This is a genomic window from Bradyrhizobium cajani, assembly GCF_009759665.1.
Lineage (GTDB): Bacteria > Pseudomonadota > Alphaproteobacteria > Rhizobiales > Xanthobacteraceae > Bradyrhizobium > Bradyrhizobium cajani.
Genome location: NZ_WQNE01000017.1, coordinates 1 through 12,311, shown reverse-complemented (window position 1 = coordinate 12,311; position 12,311 = coordinate 1). Strand labels below are relative to the sequence as shown.

The 12,311-nt window shown below is 64.2% G+C and carries 16 protein-coding genes and 1 tRNA gene; 5 read left to right on the top strand and 12 right to left on the bottom strand.

Features of this window, described 5'->3' with window-relative positions:
* Positions 1-51: 51 nt before the first annotated feature.
* The 3 genes from GPL20_RS20470 to GPL20_RS20460 all read right to left on the bottom strand — a co-directional run bounded on the left by GPL20_RS20470 (position 52) and on the right by GPL20_RS20460 (position 2,197).
* Positions 52-495, bottom strand: a complete 444-nt coding sequence (locus GPL20_RS20470) for a DUF2948 family protein (RefSeq protein WP_167533127.1) — start codon at positions 493-495, stop codon at positions 52-54.
* Between the two features lie 83 nt (positions 496-578).
* Entirely contained in the window at positions 579-1,238 is a 660-nt protein-coding gene (locus GPL20_RS20465) for an NAD(P)H-binding protein (RefSeq protein ID WP_167533126.1), read from the bottom strand.
* A 20-nt stretch (positions 1,239-1,258) separates the two neighbouring features.
* Entirely contained in the window at positions 1,259-2,197 is a 939-nt protein-coding gene (locus GPL20_RS20460; protein ID WP_157331306.1) for an SDR family oxidoreductase, read from the bottom strand.
* 89 nt (positions 2,198-2,286) lie between these two features.
* Between GPL20_RS20460 and GPL20_RS20455 the strand changes: the two genes are divergently transcribed.
* Positions 2,287-2,937, top strand: coding sequence for a TetR/AcrR family transcriptional regulator (locus GPL20_RS20455; RefSeq protein WP_157331305.1), 651 nt, complete (start codon positions 2,287-2,289; stop codon positions 2,935-2,937).
* A gap of 59 nt (positions 2,938-2,996) precedes the next feature.
* Here GPL20_RS20455 and GPL20_RS20450 read toward each other — a convergent pair whose 3' ends face one another.
* From GPL20_RS20450 to GPL20_RS20430, 5 genes are all read right to left on the bottom strand, one after another.
* A complete protein-coding gene (locus GPL20_RS20450; protein WP_157331304.1) occupies positions 2,997-3,821 on the bottom strand; it encodes an alpha/beta fold hydrolase in 825 nt (274 codons plus the stop codon).
* A 151-nt stretch (positions 3,822-3,972) separates the two neighbouring features.
* Positions 3,973-4,482: a hypothetical protein gene (locus GPL20_RS20445; RefSeq protein WP_157331303.1), complete on the bottom strand. Its 510-nt coding sequence runs from the start codon at positions 4,480-4,482 to the stop codon at positions 3,973-3,975.
* Positions 4,483-4,674: 192 nt separating this feature from the next.
* Positions 4,675-4,983: an EthD family reductase gene (locus tag GPL20_RS20440; protein WP_157331302.1), complete on the bottom strand. Its 309-nt coding sequence runs from the start codon at positions 4,981-4,983 to the stop codon at positions 4,675-4,677.
* Positions 4,984-5,200: 217 nt separating this feature from the next.
* Positions 5,201-6,907: an FAD-dependent oxidoreductase gene (locus GPL20_RS20435; RefSeq protein ID WP_157331436.1), complete on the bottom strand. Its 1,707-nt coding sequence runs from the start codon at positions 6,905-6,907 to the stop codon at positions 5,201-5,203.
* Positions 6,908-6,932: 25 nt separating this feature from the next.
* Entirely contained in the window at positions 6,933-7,133 is a 201-nt protein-coding gene (locus tag GPL20_RS20430; protein ID WP_157331301.1) for a hypothetical protein, read from the bottom strand.
* A 318-nt stretch (positions 7,134-7,451) separates the two neighbouring features.
* Between GPL20_RS20430 and GPL20_RS20425 the strand changes: the two genes are divergently transcribed.
* The 3 genes from GPL20_RS20425 (at position 7,452) to GPL20_RS38915 (ending at position 8,424) form a co-directional block, all read left to right on the top strand.
* Positions 7,452-7,526: transfer RNA gene (locus GPL20_RS20425), tRNA-Thr, on the top strand.
* Positions 7,527-7,593: 67 nt separating this feature from the next.
* The gene (locus GPL20_RS20420) at positions 7,594-7,944 is read left to right on the top strand and encodes a RidA family protein (protein ID WP_254125648.1); all 351 of its coding nucleotides are present in this window, start codon (positions 7,594-7,596) and stop codon (positions 7,942-7,944) included.
* A 330-nt stretch (positions 7,945-8,274) separates the two neighbouring features.
* Complete coding sequence (locus GPL20_RS38915; RefSeq protein ID WP_167533125.1) at positions 8,275-8,424, top strand: hypothetical protein; 150 nt, start codon at positions 8,275-8,277, stop codon at positions 8,422-8,424.
* Positions 8,425-8,620: 196 nt separating this feature from the next.
* Here GPL20_RS38915 and GPL20_RS20415 read toward each other — a convergent pair whose 3' ends face one another.
* The 4 genes from GPL20_RS20415 to GPL20_RS20395 all read right to left on the bottom strand — a co-directional run bounded on the left by GPL20_RS20415 (position 8,621) and on the right by GPL20_RS20395 (position 11,042).
* On the bottom strand, positions 8,621-9,076 hold the full coding sequence (locus GPL20_RS20415; protein ID WP_157331434.1) for a DoxX family protein: 456 nt from the start codon (positions 9,074-9,076) through the stop codon (positions 8,621-8,623).
* Positions 9,077-9,175: 99 nt separating this feature from the next.
* Positions 9,176-9,652 (bottom strand): cyclic nucleotide-binding domain-containing protein, encoded by a 477-nt coding sequence (locus GPL20_RS20410; RefSeq protein WP_157331300.1) that lies wholly within the window; start codon positions 9,650-9,652, stop codon positions 9,176-9,178.
* A gap of 245 nt (positions 9,653-9,897) precedes the next feature.
* Positions 9,898-10,527: a ferric reductase-like transmembrane domain-containing protein gene (locus tag GPL20_RS20400; RefSeq protein WP_157331298.1), complete on the bottom strand. Its 630-nt coding sequence runs from the start codon at positions 10,525-10,527 to the stop codon at positions 9,898-9,900.
* A gap of 11 nt (positions 10,528-10,538) precedes the next feature.
* Positions 10,539-11,042 carry a peptidase associated/transthyretin-like domain-containing protein gene (locus tag GPL20_RS20395; protein ID WP_157331297.1) on the bottom strand — a complete coding sequence of 168 codons (504 nt, stop codon included), beginning with the start codon at positions 11,040-11,042 and terminating at the stop codon, positions 10,539-10,541.
* Between the two features lie 217 nt (positions 11,043-11,259).
* Here GPL20_RS20395 and GPL20_RS20390 point away from each other — a divergent pair, with 217 nt between their 5' ends.
* Positions 11,260-12,255: an LLM class flavin-dependent oxidoreductase gene (locus GPL20_RS20390; RefSeq protein WP_157331296.1), complete on the top strand. Its 996-nt coding sequence runs from the start codon at positions 11,260-11,262 to the stop codon at positions 12,253-12,255.
* Positions 12,256-12,311: the final 56 nt, after the last annotated feature.

The window sequence follows — 12,311 nt, the reverse complement described above, 5'->3', positions numbered from 1 at the left end:
GTCCGGGCGAAACCAGGGCGAAAACGGAATGCGTGGCCTTGGCATGCCACCTCACCCCTCCGCCTCGATTCCCGTTCCCAGTTCGTCCGCCCCAAGGTCGGTCAGCTCGCATTCCAGGCATTCGACGTCGAGGCGGATGGCGCCGCCCTGGGCGAACAAAAGCAGGGCGCTGCCGCCGGGCTCTTCGGCACGGCCGTCCTGGGGGTGAAACTCGATGCCGACGAGATCCAGGACCTTGTCTGGAGCACCGAGATCGATGTTGCGCGATTTGCAGGCGAGCACGCGGTCGAAGCGGAGCGCAGCGACCAGCCGGCGCGGCTCGGCCTGGCCCTCCAGCGACTGCTCCCAGTCCAGCCGGCTCATCCCGACCACCAGCCGTTTCTCGCTTTGCCGCCAGATGATGTCCGAGGCCTGCACCCGGGCGTCCTGGACATGGGTGGAGATCACGGCGAGATCGTCGGCATCGAGCGCGATCAGTTTGAGCTGGGGAGACATCGCGGACATTCTCTCCTCGGGAGCCGATACGGCCCAACGCGCGCGGGCAACGAAATTTCCGCGCAAGCTAACGGGCCGGCGGGCTAGAGGCTATTGATATCCTCCATCTCCAGCACCTTCCGCCGATAGCCCTCCCGGGCGACTCGGATCATGGCGCGGCCGATCTGCTCGGTCGAGGTGACGAGCCGCGGCGAGATCCGGCGCAGCACCGACCAGAGTGGCCAGGTTGTGGCGTACACGGCCTGCACCCAGGCAGTCTTGGAGCGGGCGCCGTGCAGGGGCTGGATCGCGCCGGGCCGGAACATGTAGGCGGCCTTGAACGGCAGCTTGAAGAGATCGTTCTCGGTCTTGCCCTTGATCCGCGCCCACATCCGCGAGCCCTGCTCGGTGGAATCGGTGCCGGCGCCGGTGACGTAGACGAATGTCATCTGCGGGTTGAATTTCGCCAGCGTCGCCGCAGCGGCGAGCGTGATGTCGTAGGTGAGATGGCGGTAGCGCTCCTCACCCATGCCGATCGAGGAGACGCCAAGGCAGAAGAAACAGGCGTCGAAGCCCGTGAGCTGCGGCTCGATCGCCGCATAATCCGTGAAATCGTCGTGGATGATCTCGGTGAGCTTGGCGTTGCGCACGCCGGTCGGGCTGCGTCCCACCACAACCACGCGTTCGATGCCGGGATCGATCAGGCACTCGCGCAACACACCCTGCCCGACCATGCCGGTCGCGCCGAAGACGATGACTTTCATCGGGACGTCCCCACCGAGGCTCATGCGGCGGCCGCGATCTCGTCGAAGGATACACCGGTCAGCGTCGCCGAGGCATCCCACAGCATGGCTGCCACGGCAAAATCCTTCGCGTGCGGCATGATCCTCGCCGGCCTCGGTGCCCCCTTCAATTCGTAGAACCCGTGCGGACCGTAATAGCCGCCGGGCTCCGCGGCCGGAGAGGTCGCCGCGAACAGCGTGGGCAGGGCGCCCTCGGCCGCGGACTGGCTGATCAAGGGCTGGAGCAACCGCCCGACCCGCCACGAGAAGCTGTTTGCACCCGGGCCGTTCGGAATGAGATCGGTCCGCGCGTAGCCGGGATGCGCGGCAACGCTCATCACGCCCCAGCCGGCAGCGAGGCTGCGACGTTGCAGCTCCAGCGAAAACATCAGCATCGCGAGCTTGGACTGGCAATAGGCGCGCCATGGGCGATAGGAGCGCTTGCTGTGCAGATCGTCGAAATTGATCGCCCCGGAGCGGTGCGCGAGGCTGGAGAGATTGATGACGCGAGACGCTTTGGCGCGGCGAAGCTCCGGCAACAGCCGCGCCGTCAGCGCATAATGGCCGAGATAGTTGGTGCCGAGCTGCATCTCGAAACCATCCTCCGTCTGCTGCCGTTTCGGCAGCGCCATCACGCCGGCATTGTTGACGAGGAGGTCGAGCTGCTCATTGCCGGCGGCAAAGCGCCTCGAGAAGTCGGCGACGGAGGCAAGGCTTGCGAGGTCGAGATGCTCATAGGCGATCAGAGCATTGGGAAACCGCTCGCAGATGCCCTCGATCGCGCGCAGGCCCTTTGCGTCGTTGCGCCCGGTGAGTATGACAATGGCACCGGCGCCCGCCAGCGCCATCGCCGTCTCGTAACCGAGGCCGCCCGTCGCTCCGGTCACCACGGCGGTCTTGCCGCTCAGTGAGGGGATGTCTGCCGTGCTCCAGTCGGTCATGCGATGTCTCCAGGGCCTTCAGGGGATGGAAAAGACCTGCGACCGGTCTAAATGTGCACTTGGTGCAAGTTTGCAAGAGGTGAAATAATTTGAAGGTCTCCAAGCTCGCCGGGAAATCGATCAGGAACGGCGCCAAGCCATTGTCCGCGGGAGGGAAATCGCCGGCGGCGGGCCTGCGGCAGCGCAAGCGGCAGGAGACGCGCGAGCGGCTGGCTCGGGCGGCGATGACGCTGTTTCGCGAGCGCGGCTTCGAGGCCACGACCATCGAGGACATCGCGGCGGCGGCGGATGTGTCGCGCCGCAGCTTCTTCCACTATTTCGCATCGAAAGAGGACGTGGTCGCCGCCTGGCAGGAAAGCGCCGCGGCTGCCCTGGTCGCGGAGGTCGTCGCGCGGCCCCGGGACGAATCAATGCTGACGGCGGCGGAGAATGCGATCGTGGCGGCCGTCAGGCGGCTCGACCCGGCGGAAGCGGCTGCGATGTCGCGGCTCAAGCGCGACAACCCCGCACTTCAGGCACGCGACCAGCTCAAGTACGAGAAGCTCGAGCGCGCATTGGCCGAAGGGCTGTCACAGCGCGCCCGAAACAAATCGGACCGGCTGAAGGCACGGCTCGTCGCCATGATCGCCACCGGCGCGATGCGCGTCGGCGGCGAAAGCTGGATCGGCGAAGGCGCGCGCGAGAAGCCGGAGGTCTTCGTGAAGCGCACGTTCGATGCGATCCGGGAGATATTGAAGTGAGGGTTTCTTCCCTCTCCCGCAAGTGGAGAGGGAAGACACAAGCAGCACGAGTTTTCGCCTCACTCCTTGAAAAACGCCAGGAGGTCCGCGTTGATGGTCTCGGCATGCGTCGTTGGCATGCCGTGCGGGAAGCCCTTGTAGGTCTTCAGGATGCCGTTCTTCAGCAGCTTGGCCGACAGCGGCGCGGAATCGGCATATGGCACGATCTGGTCGTCGTCGCCGTGCATCACCAGCACCGGCACGTTGATCTTCTTCAAATCCTCGGTGAAATCGGTCTGCGAGAACGCGACGATGCCGTCGTAGTGCGCCTTCGCGCCGCCCATCATGCCCTGGCGCCACCAGTTCTGGATCACCGCTTCGGACGGCTTCACGCCGGGACGGTTGTAACCGTAGAACGGACCTGCGGCGATGTCGCGGTAAAAGGCCGAGCGGCCGGCGGCGAGCTGCGCCTGGAAATCGTCGAACACGCTCTTCGGCAGGCCGCCGGGATTGGCCGCGGTCTGCACCATCAGCGGCGGCACCGCGGAGAGAATCGCGGCCTTCGCCACCCGGCTCTCGCCGTGGCGCGCGATGTAGTGCACGACTTCACCGCCACCGGTGGAGTGGCCGACGTGAATGGCCTTCTTCAGGTCGAGATGCGCGGTCAGCGCGGCGAGATCGTCGGCATAGTGGTCCATGTCGTGACCATCGGCGACCTGCGCCGAGCGGCCGTGGCCGCGACGGTCGTGGGCGATGACGCGGTAGCCGCGGGTGACGAAGTACATCATCTGCGCGTCCCAGTCATCGGACGACAGCGGCCAGCCATGGCTGAACACGATCGGCTGGCCCGAGCCCCAGTCCTTGTAGAAGATCTCGACGCCGTCTTTGGTGGTGATGGTGGGCATTGCAGGGCTCCTTTAGTGAGAGACGTCATTTTCCGGGACGCGCATGAGCGCGGACTATGGTGCGCGGTTGCGCACCTGAGAATCCAGATGTTGTGGTGCGAGCTTCCGGGTTCGATGCTACGCATCGCCCCGGAATGACGGAGGGCAGCGATCAGGCGAACGCCATCGGCCTGAAGCGGCGCCAGGCGCCAATGGTGAGCAGCACGAAGAACACCAGCACGATGCCCTGCACCACCGCGAACACGGGGCCGGACGGCGGCGCGGGCGGCACCGCGGGCGCGAGCGCGGCGAGCGCCGGCACCTTCAGGAACGACTGGATCACCAGCACGAAGACGTTGAAATAGAGCGAGATCATCGCGGTCACGATGTAGACCGGACGCCAGCCGCCCGCGAGCTTCTTGCCGTACAGCGCGAAGCAGGCGATGGCGAGCAGCACCAGCGAGATGATGCCGATGATGTGCGACGGCAGCAGCTCCTTGAACGGAAACAGGAAGCCGGTGGCGCTGGTGAGGATGGTGAACAGCAGGAAGATCGCGGTGAGGCCCGGCATCGACTTCGAGCCGAGCAGGCCGAACATCACGACGAGGCCGGCGGCGATGGCGATCAGGCTGATGATGACATGGATCAGTGTCAGTGCGGGCAGGCTCAACCCGAGAACCATGGCATCTCTCCTACTTCCAGCATTGAAACCGGAAGAATAGTATTACGGTCCTCATCGGATTGCCACCTGCGCTGGTGTCACACATGCGCAGGCAGCCATGCGCGGTCGTGCGAATCGACAAACGCATGGCTGAATTTTTTGCGGCGCTGTCACAAACGACAGCAGGCTTTCGACGAAAGTTGAATCGAAGTCTCACACTTCCTTGGTGTCGAAGATCAACAGGTCGGCGCCGCCACTGGCGAATTTCGGCACGTCGCCCGCGGCGGCCTTGCCTTCCTCGCTGCCGAATGCCGACTGGATGGCGGCCACGCTATCGAAGGAGAGAATGGCGACGAGGTGGACCCCGGAAGGTCCGGCGGGGGAGCCGACCGTGCCCGTGCTGACGGCGTATTTCTTCAGACCGGGAAGCTTCTTGGCGAGCGGGATGTGGGTCTCGGCATAATGCTTGTCGAAAGCCGTAGCATCCTTGGGCGTCTTGTAGAGCACGACGAGTTCAGCCATTTAGTCCTCCCTTTGGGCGTTTTGTTGGTAGATCCTCATGGTGAGGAGCGTGCGAAGCACGCGTCTCGAACCATGTAAGGCCCGGGTCGTCGTTCCGGGCCTTCATCCTTCGAGACGCGCGCTTGGAGCGCGCTCCTCAGGATGAGGGGATAGTTCAGCATCATGCGGTACGATGGCAAGCCACATTCGCCTTGCCGTTCCCTTGTCTTGTCCTTGCCTAAAGCGCCGGTTTTGCGGCGTCGCCGAGATAGCCGTGCAGGGAGGCCACGACCTGCGCGCCTTCGCCGATGGCGCCGCCGACGCGCTTGACCGAGCCGGAGCGGACGTCGCCGACGGCGTAGACGCCGGGCACGGAGGTCTCGAGCGGCGCCACCAGCCGGCCCTGGTTCTGCTCGGACTGCGCACCGGTGACGACGAAGCCGCCGCGATCGAGCGTCACGCCGCAGCCATCGAGCCAGCCGGTGGCGGGATCGGCGCCGACGAACAAAAAGAGGTTGCGGATGTCGGCAGAATCCTCGTCGGCGGACAAGCGGCTCTTCCAGCGGATGCGGCGGAGCAGCGAGGCCTCGTCGCCTTCGAGCGCCGTGATCTCGGTGTTGAACATCAATTCGATGTTCGGCGTCGCTTCAATGCGCTCGATGAGATAGCGCGACATGCTGGCGCCCAGGCCGCCGCCGCGGATGATCATCAAGACCTTCTTCGCATGACCCGACAGGAACACGGCGGCCTGGCCTGCCGAATTGCCGGCACCGACCAGCGCCACCTCCTCGCCGGCGCAGAGCCGCGCCTCGACCGGCGAGGCCCAATACCAGACGCCGCGTCCGTCGAACTTGTCGAGATTTGCGATCTCCGGCCGGCGATAACGCGCGCCGCTCGCGACCACGACCGCGCGCGAGCGCAAGGTGTCGCCGCAATCCAGCGCCAGCGCGAAGGTGCCGTTTGCGCGCGAGCAATCCAGCGAGCTCACCGACATCGGAATCATAATGTCGGCGCCGAACTTCTGCGCCTGGGTGAAGGCTCGGCCTGCCAGCGCCTGGCCGGAGATGCCGGTCGGGAAGCCCAGATAATTCTCGATCCGCGCACTGGCGCCGGCCTGGCCGCCGAAGGCGCGGGTGTCGACGACGGCGACCGAGAGACCTTCGGAGGCGGCGTAGACCGCGGTCGCAAGTCCCGCCGGTCCGCAGCCGACGATCGCGACGTCGTAGATGCGATCATCCTTGGCCCCGCCGATCATGCCGATGGCACGCCCGAGCTGGGTCTCGCTGGGATTGCGCAGCACGGTGCCGTCGGCGGTGACGACCAGCGGCCAATCCTCCGGCTTCGGCGAATAGCGCGCGATCATCTCGGCCGCATCGTGCTCGCTATCGGGATCGAGCAGATGATGCGGCTGGCCGTTGCGGGTCAGAAAGCCTTGCAGGCGCACCACGCCGGCAGAGTTCGACGGCCCGATCAGCACGGGGCCACCGATGCCGCCCTGGATCAGGCTGACCCGGCGCAGGATGAGCGCGCGCATGATGCGCTCGCCAAGCTCGGCTTCTGCCACCAGCAGCGCACGCAGCCGGTCCGGCGGGACGAGGAGCACCTCGACATCGCCCTCGGCGCGGCCATCGACCAGCGCCGGCCTGCCCGAGAGCTGGCCGAGTTCAGCCAGGAATTGCCCCGGCCCCTGATCGATCACGGGCGTGACGTGGCCGAGCCCGTCGCGCTGGGTGATGGCGACATGCCCCGACAGCACCACGAACATGCCCGGCCCCCGCTTGCCGGTTTCGAACAGGAGTTCGCCGTCTTTATATTGCCTGAGCTCGCCGAAATGGCGCAGGCGCTCGATCTCGACAGGCGTCAGCGTCGGAAAGGTCTGCTCGGGACGCGAGAACTGCGCCATCAGCGCCTCCCTGCCGGTTGGTTGCTGTCCGTCCTGCCCCATCGTCATTCTCGCTCATTCCAAAATTCTAGCCGCCGGTTTTCCCGGCGGCCCCCTCATCCAGGGAACCATTGTCGTTCTGCGGGGGCTCGGCGCCTGCGGCGCGTTCGCGCGCCTGCACCTTCCGCCGCTTCAGATTTTCGCGCAGCGCCGATTTCAGCCGGTCGTCGCGGGACGCCCTCGCCTGTTTTGCGTCCTGTCGCGCGCTCTTGTCGGTCTCGTCGGCCATCACGGGTCCATTCACGGGATCGGCGGCAGGATGCCACCGAATGGCGACAGCTCAAGGGGGCTCCGCGCGAATCCGATCGTGCGAAACGCGAAATGGGCCGAATCCGGCACCGCGGGCAACTGGCCAGTTGGCCGGGGATATCGGACGCCAAATTGGCGAAAAGTCGATCGTTTCGATCCGAAATGAGCATTTTGCCCTCGATATCGACCCGATTTTCTCGTTTTGACGAGCCCTGCAAGCTTGCACAGGAGGGGGGCTTGTGGCAGATATCGGCCCGCTTGGTAGGCCCCTTGGCGGCCGATTCTTGTCCCAGCACATGCTGCCGTAGCTCAGTGGTAGAGCACTCCATTGGTAATGGAGAGGTCGACAGTTCAATCCTGTCTGGCAGCACCATGCTCTCCCCCATTGAAGCGTGCCCTCCGCCCAGCCGGCGAACCCGCAACACCGTACGGATGCCATCGTGATCAAACGTTCCCTGCCCTATGAAGGACTGCTCCACGAGATCGTCGAGCATAATGGCGTGCTCTATCTCGGCGGCATCGTTCCCGAGGATACCGGGCTCGACATGGCGGGCCAGGCCGACGATGTGCTTCGCCAGTTGAAGACTCTGCTCGATGGGGCCGGCTCCGATCTCTCCTGCGTTCTCCAGGTGACGATCTACGTGACCAACCTTGCCGACAAGGCGGCGCTCAACCAGGTATGGAAGCGCTATTTCAACGCGGACCATCTGCCGGCGCGTGCCGCGGTCGGCGTTGCGGATCTCGGCCCGGGCGTCAAGCTGGAATTGACGGCCATCGCCGCCCGCCGCTGATACCGGCGACACCGGCGAGGCGAGAACGCTCAATCATTCTTGTGTTCACACACGAAGCGACGTTCTCGCGGCGCGAAGCGTCCGAGTTTTGCTGTTTTCCTTAGCTAAAGCGCGATGAGATTGGGATGAATCGTCATCGCGCTTTAGGTTGTCGTTTGAGCATGATCTTTTCAGAAAACCGCTGCGCACTTTTCCGGATCATGCTCTAGTTCACGGCTGAGGGCTGTTCCGAGTATTTCAGCGACCTGCTACTTTTGAGAGGACTTGTAGCATCGGCTCCTTTCGGCAACACTCATCAGATTTCAAGTAATTGCTTTTAAGGGTGTCCTCATGCCCGAAGCATTGGAAAGCGTTTTGTGGTGTGCCGCGCTCGCGACGTGGCTGATGCTTTTCTTCGGGGTCATCGGCGAGCGTTTGAAGGCTCTGTCAAAATTCGTCAGCCATCTGCTCGCCGCTGCTTCCAGACATCGGGCGAAGTGAAGCAGTAACGGCCTCAAAAGGCGCGGCCTGGCGGCTGCCGAACTGGCAGAGATGCGCGTCGCATTGATGGCGTCAAGGCGAACGGATTGAGCGGGTGCATCGCGCGGCTTCGATCTCTCACAGCGCTGTGGGCGACGATGCTTGCGCTACATCTAAGTGAGTGGCCATCAGACTGAGGGAGAAGCGGACCATGCTGCTAGCCTGCCAGCCTCCGATCGAGGGAAAACCGGCCTCCTCCGGTGACCAGGATCAACAGAGCGCCTCCCAATATCGAGATGTTCTTCAGGAAATGATTGTACTGCCCAATCTGCGCCGGGCCGGCGGGATATTCCCAGTAACGATGTGCGATTGCAGTAGCCGAGAATACAAATAGAAGAATCACAATTGCGCAGTAGCGCGTACCAATGCCGAGTATCAGGCCGGCCGAAATCAGTGCTTCCAGTGCGACAGCGGTCGCAGTGAACAGCTGAGGCATTGGAAGGTTCAATGACCTGAAATAGCTCACCGAGCCACTGAAGTTGGTAAGTGCTCCGTACGCACTTCCAACAAAGACCCATACAAGCAATATGCGGCCGATCAGGATCAGCAGGTCAGCACTCCCAGTGGCGAACTCGTCGATCCGGGATGTGAGCCGGGAAGAGCGAAACGGCATGGTCACTGCCTTATCGCCTGACGACGGCGTTTAAACATCAATGATACTAACACGATCAACGAATCGGATGAAGAGCGCTTGGCGCCATCCTACGCAAGATCAATTCTCATCACCCACCTGCAGCCCCGCAAACCGATCGTCCGCCCGCCGCAGCCGTCGGCAGAGCTCGCGATTGATGTTCTGCAGCACGATCACATAGGCGTGGATGTCGGCCTTGTAGCAGGCGTAGAGATTTTGCGCCGTCAGCTCGAACAGCACCGTCGGTGCCTCCGCGACCACCGTTGCAGAGCGATTCTGCATCTCGATCAGCGTCATCTCACCGAAGAAATCGCCAGGCGCCAGAACGGAAATCGGGACGACGCTCCCCGAACTCGCCCGCTTGCTCACCGCCAGCCGGCCGGATCTGACGATGAACAGCGAGCGTCCCGGCTCGCCTTCCGCCACGACGGTCGCGCCGGCATCAAAGCGGCATTCGACCAGCATCGAAATCAGAAAGTCGAGACTTGGGTCCGAAAGACCGCCGAAGAACGGCGTCGCGAGCAGGAACGCTTTCAGATCGGGGGCACTGACAACCATCGCGGAAGGATACGCCCCGCCGCAATCTGCGGCAAGCAAAGCGGTGTAGCCCGGATGGAGCGTCAGCGTAATCCGGGGCCATCAGCCGCGGATGCAGTCGCCCCGGATTGCGCTTCCGCAAGCTCCGTCATTGCGAGCGGAGCGAAGCAATCCAGAATCTTTCCGCAGCGACAGTCTGGATTGCTTCGTCGCAAGGGCTCCTCGCAATGACGGGTTGAGAGGCCTTCGCCTCACGAGTTCGCCGCTCACTGCCGCGCAATGCTCTCGCCGCGCAACGTTCGCTTTCTCCAGAGGCCAGCAATGACCTTGATGGCCGCCGCGAGCACAAGCACACAAAGCACAGCCTTCGAGATTGTCTCCATTGTCCCCTCGATCAGCAGGCAATGGGCCACGCTGCCTGCGACGATGACGATCGCAAGCGGAACATGGACGATGCGCCAGGTTCGCAGGCGCAGTCCCAATCGCCGGCGCAGGAGAGCCAGAAGCGCAACGGTGAAGATGGCCCACATGGCGATCACGCCGAAGGGGGAGAACGGCGTCGGCGATGTGAAGGTCAGCGCGTCGATCATGTCGGGCGGACTGGTGATCCAGAGGCCGGCGACATGGATCACCACCGCGAGAGCAAGCGTGCCGCCGATCCAGTGATGGACGCGCCGGCCGCGATAGGCCGACAGACCCGGCAGATATCCGCCGATCAGCAGGGGCTGAACGAGCACGAGTCCCAGCGCGATGATGCCCGCGAATCCGGCGAGGATGTAGACCGGACCGCGCCATGCGAGCTGCTCGCTTCCCGCCGCCAGGGCGATCGGCACGCCAATGGCAAGAGCAAGGGCGACCCAGATCAGGGTCGCCCGGGCCGATCTCCACCCCTTCATTTGCAATTCGGTCAAACCGGCTGAAGGACGAAGTGCGCCTCGAGGCTGGTTTCCTTTGCGCTCCGCATCACCGGCCGCAGGAAGACGGTTTTGAATTCACCGCTGTCATAGGCGAGGTGGCCATGCGGTTGGCCGAAGATGGGAATGATCTGCGGCATCTCGAGCCGGAATTTTCCGTCCTTGTCGGTGAGCGTGGCGCCGTGACTCTGCGGCTCGTGCTCCTGCCCTTCGACCGTGTGCGCCCAGATCTGGATGCGCTGCCCGGCGAGCGGAGCCCCGTCGCCGGCGCGGCGCACGGTGCCGCTCATCCAGAAGCCGCCCTTTCCGATCCGCTCCACGACCGCCGCGCCCTTGCGGTAATTGTTCGCCCCGCCCGACATCGTCTCGGTCGGCGCGAGGCCTGCCGCGCGGGCAGGCAGCAGGAGTCCGGAAACTCCGGTTGCAAGGATTCCGGTCGCGAGGACCGCGCCGCCGGCAGCGAGGAAGTTGCGGCGGTTGAATACGACGGTGGTCATGTAGCTTCCTCCGGCTACCGAGCAGTTGTTCCGTTCAGAATACAACAACAGGCGCAAAACGCCCAGCTGAGGCGAAGGGCGCAATAGGTCGCAATAACAGTGTTGTGAACGGAGACATCGTTGCTCAAACTGTTGGGCGACGATGTCTTCCTGACACTACATGTGACCCTTGCAGACGCGCATCATCGCGCAGATCCCCCACCTCAGGTACACCCACATGATCCCCTTCTCCGTGCTCGACCTCGCGCCCATCCGGCAGGGTGGCGACGCAGCCCAGGCATTTCGCAATTCGCTCGATCTGGCGCAGCATGCGGAGAGGTGGGGTTACAAGCGGTTCTGGCTGGCCGAGCATCACAACATGACGGGGATCGCGAGCGCGGCGACGTCGGTGGTGATCGCCCATGTCGCGGGCGGGACCAGGACGATCCGCGTCGGCTCCGGCGGGATCATGCTGCCGAACCATTCGCCGCTGATCATCGCCGAGCAGTTCGGCACGCTGGCCTCGCTCCATCCCGGGCGGATCGATCTCGGGCTCGGCCGTGCGCCGGGCACCGACCAGTTCACCGCGCGGGCGCTGCGGCGCGATCTCGCCACCAGTTCGGAGAATTTTCCGCATGACGTGCTGGAATTGCAGGCGCTGCTCGGCGACGTGCAGCCGAACCAGGCGATCCGCGCCGTGCCCGGCATGGGAACGAAGGTGCCGCTCTGGATCCTCGGCTCCAGCACTTTTGGCGCGCAGCTTGCTGCGATGCTGGGGCTGCCGTTCGCGTTCGCCTCGCATTTCGCGCCGCAGATGATGACGCCGGCGCTGCGCGAATATCGCGCGCGCTTCGAGCCCTCGGCGCAGCTCGACAAGCCCTATGCGATGGTCGGCGTCAATGTGTTCGCCGCGGATAGCGACGCGGAGGCGCAACGCATGTTCTCATCGCTGCAGCAGCAGTTCATCAACCTGCGCCGCGGCACGCCCGGCCAGCTGCCGCCGCCAGTGGACGACATGGACGCGCTGTGGTCGCCGGCGGAGAAGGCCGGCGTCGGCCAGTCGCTGTCCTGCTCCGTGGTCGGCTCGCCCGCCGTGGTGGAAGCGAAGCTGAGGACACTGATCGCCGAGACCGGCGCGGACGAGCTGATGACCACGGGCCAGATCTACGACCACGCCGCGCGGCTGCGCTCGTTCGAGATCGCGGCGGAGGTGCGGGACAGGTTGGCGGGGTAGGCGGTGGAGTGAAAGGAGGTGCGCTCCCTCCCCCGCTTGCGGGGGAGGGCTGGGGA